General features: G+C 60.1%; 3 protein-coding genes. 2 read left to right on the top strand and 1 reads right to left on the bottom strand.

All coding sequences use genetic code 11. The features are described 5' to 3' along the window. Window positions 1-528, top strand: a 528-nt coding sequence (locus tag ACXRVY_RS24780) for an NADPH-dependent F420 reductase (protein WP_458238498.1), incomplete at its 5' end; no start/stop codon positions are given. Window positions 529-695: 167 nt separating this feature from the next. Here the strand turns inward: ACXRVY_RS24780 and ACXRVY_RS24775 are convergent. Beyond that, the gene (locus ACXRVY_RS24775) at window positions 696-1,148 is read right to left on the bottom strand and encodes a winged helix-turn-helix transcriptional regulator (RefSeq protein WP_223457225.1); all 453 of its coding nucleotides are present in this window, start codon (window positions 1,146-1,148) and stop codon (window positions 696-698) included. A 154-nt stretch (window positions 1,149-1,302) separates the two neighbouring features. On the opposite strand from ACXRVY_RS24775, the gene ACXRVY_RS24770 reads away from it, so the two are divergent. After that, entirely contained in the window at window positions 1,303-2,271 is a 969-nt protein-coding gene (locus tag ACXRVY_RS24770; RefSeq protein ID WP_223457227.1) for an SDR family oxidoreductase, read from the top strand. Window positions 2,272-2,347 lie beyond the last annotated feature (76 nt).

The raw sequence follows: 2,347 nt of genomic DNA, 5'->3' as shown, positions 1-2,347 counted from the left end.
GAAGTATCCGTTGCAACCACGCGCGACCCGGAAAGCTTTACCTCCGCTGCGGCCGCGATCGGCCCCGGGATCATTCCTAAAACACTGGCGCAAGCCCTCAAGGCGGACATCGTCTTTTTGGCTGTCCGTTTCGAGTCGCACCCGGATGTCGCGAAGGCGCTGCCGACCTGGAAGGGAAAGACCATCATCGATATGACCAATGCCTACGGCGTGTCCCCTGAGGAACTGGGAGGAGAGCCTTCTTCCAGGGTCGTCGCGCAGGCCTTCACGGATGGACGACTGGTCAAGGGCTTCAACCATTTGGGCGCCGCCGTCCTTGGCCAGGATCCGGCCGTACAGGGTGGCAGGAGAGTCGTGTTTCTGGCGAGCGACGATGACAGCGCCGCAGCGGAAGTGGGTGCACTTGCGGAAAATCTCGGTTTCGCGCCGATCAAGCTGGGCGGGCTTTCGGAAGGTGGACTGCTTGTGCAGGCGCGCGGAAATAGCTGGGGTCAGCTGATCTTTAAGGACTTGGTCAAGTTCGATTGATGGATCGTGATCGTCAATTTTGATGYGATCTCCCTCGTGGAAAAGGGCAGCCACAGTCTGATTGAAGTGAGGGCGGTGCCGGCTTCAGGTCCTCGCTGACAGGCCCACAACTTATACGATTGGATAAGTGCCAATTGCGCCCTGACAGGGCGCGTTGGCCGCCTTGTTCATCCCCCGCTCTCAGGAAAGATGCACCCGCCATTTCGGACCAGCGCCTTCACTTCCTCGCTCACCTGCATCGGGTTTTGAGTTAATCGAGCAACAAACTCCTCGCGGCGCCGCACGTACGACTTCGAATCATGCTTCGCGCTCCAGAGCACAATGTTGATCACAATTGGAATGAGGTCCAGGCCCTTCTCGGTCAACGTGTAAAAGTCCTTGCGTCTGTCGTCGGGGTTGGGTGCCTTCGAGAGAACGCCTTGCTCCTCCAGAAAGGCAAGTCGGGAAGCAAGGACATTGGTCGCGATTCCCTCTTCCGATTTCAGGAAATCCCCATACGTCTTCTTTCCAACAAAAACGATGTCGCGAATGATCAAGAGCGACCACCGGTCGCCGAAAATCTCCACGCCGTAGTTCACCGCGCAATGGGACCGAAGGTCTTCTTTAAGAGTTTTTTTCATGGCTAGATCTTAGCATCACTTGCATGTCGCAAGTAAAATTCAGTGGGTTGCTTGCTTTTTGCAAGTGAAAAGACCAGCATTGATCCTACGTTGAGTGAGTTCACCGGATCGCACCAGCACGTCTCGTATCACATTGCTTAGAAGGGCCAATAACATGCTCGTTTTCGTTACTGGCGGCACCGGCCACGTCGGTTCGTACGTCATCCCCGACCTCATCGCAGCCGGCCACGAGGTCGTCGCTCTGGCAAGGTCAGACGCGTCCGCGGCAGCGGTGTATGCACTCGGCGCCGAGGTGCGTCGTGGAGATCTTGCCGACCTCGAAGGGCTCAAGGCTGCGGCGGTCGAGTCCGACGGCGTCATCCACCTCGGATACAGGGCCGAACTGCTTCCGTCCGGCGGGATCGCCGCCTTAGTCGAATCGGAACTCGCGACTATCCTCGCGTTCGGCGAGGCGCTGGCGGGCACGGATAAGCCACTGGTCGTTGCAGGCAGTATCGGCACGCCCATGAACGTGGGCAGAGCGGCGCCTATCGGCGCACCGGTCAGTCTGGGCCGCCCGGCGACCGAGGATGATCCCGCTCTACCTGGCGGCCCGATCGATTCAGGCACTCTGTTGGCACGCAATATCGTGGAAACCGCCGTCGTGGGCCTCGCCGAGCGACGTGTTAGATCGTCGGTCGTGCGGATTCCCACTCTCTTACACAGTGCGACCGGTCGCCTGCAGCTGATCATGCTCGCGAAAACAAAGGGTTTCGCCGGCTATCCGGGAGACGGCAAGAACCGGTGGCCCGCCGTGCACGTCCGCGATCTTGCCTCGCTGTTCCGCCTGGCGCTCGAGAAGGGGGCCGCAGGCAAAACCTGGCACGGGATCGGCGACGAGGGAATCCCGTTCCGCGAGATCGCCGAGGCTATAGCCGCTCGCCTGGGAATACCCGCCGTGAGCATCCCCGCGGACGAACTGATGCTGCCGGGCTACTTTGGGTTCCTGGCGGCAGTGGCCACGCTAGACCTCCCCGCGTCGAACGCCATCACCCGCCAGGCTCTTGGCTGGGACCCCGTTCAGCCCGGTCTGATCGAGGACCTGGACAACGGCCATTACTTTCCGCCGACTGACTTGAGCTGACGACGGGGCACTGGATCGCAAATGCGTCCGGCACAGTCCCCTTAGCACCTTTTCCCGCACCCTATCACCCACGAGG

Source organism: Pseudomonas sp. P5_A2_2 (genome assembly GCF_054177685.1).
Note: the sequence above shows the minus strand (reverse complement) of the source record. Positions and strands in the feature narration are given on the sequence as shown.

Coding starts and splice junctions, on each gene's coding strand:
- ACXRVY_RS24775 (WP_223457225.1), bottom strand. CDS start 1,148: ATGAAAAAAACTCTTAAAGAAGACCTTCGGTCCCATTGCGCGGTGAAC.
- ACXRVY_RS24770 (WP_223457227.1), top strand. CDS start 1,303: ATGCTCGTTTTCGTTACTGGCGGCACCGGCCACGTCGGTTCGTACGTC.